The sequence below is a fragment of the Dubosiella newyorkensis genome (genome assembly GCF_001945605.1).
Classification (GTDB): Bacteria; Bacillota_I; Bacilli_A; order Erysipelotrichales; family Erysipelotrichaceae; genus Dubosiella; species Dubosiella newyorkensis.
On record NZ_MPKA01000143.1, the window covers coordinates 1 to 563 of the forward strand.

Consider the following 563-nt stretch of genomic DNA (forward strand, 5'->3'; position numbering starts at 1 on the left):
CCTTAAACCTCTGAAAATTCAAGTGGTAGAATGTCATAAGAAGAACAATTTGAATTCCAGAATGAGGAGGAATGAAAAATGGCAAAACATTATGACAGAGAATTTAAAGAACAGGTGATTCAATACGTACTCGATCATCCTGATCTTCCCTACACGCAGATCGCCAAACAATTCGGAGTCCATGACACAACAATTGGAGGATGGGTAAAAAGCTATAAAGAGCATGACGATCAAGTCATTGTTCGAGGGTCTGGCAACTACAGCAGCGATGAAGCCAAAGAGATCGCCCATCTTAAAAAACAGCTCAGAGATACCCAGGACGCGCTCAATGTATTAAAAAAAGCGATCAGTATACTCGGCAAATAACAGCTCGTATCCTCTATCGATCGGTTCGGGAATACAAAGAGAAACATCCCAAAGCATCGGTAGCGGGTATACTGGCAAAATTGGATAAGAGCACTTCCGGCTACTACAAGTATTTAAGATCAAAACCATCCAAGACAAAAGTCCGGCGGGAAAAAACAAAAAAAGCAATCGTCAAGATCTACAACGATTCGCACCAG

Annotated in this window: 1 protein-coding gene; it reads left to right on the forward strand. The window is 41.6% G+C overall.

Features of this window, described 5'->3' with window-relative positions:
* Positions 1-78: 78 nt before the first annotated feature.
* Positions 79-366, forward strand: coding sequence for a transposase (locus BO225_RS11840; RefSeq protein WP_076341627.1), 288 nt, complete (start codon positions 79-81; stop codon positions 364-366).
* The last annotated feature ends 197 nt before the right edge of the window (positions 367-563 follow it).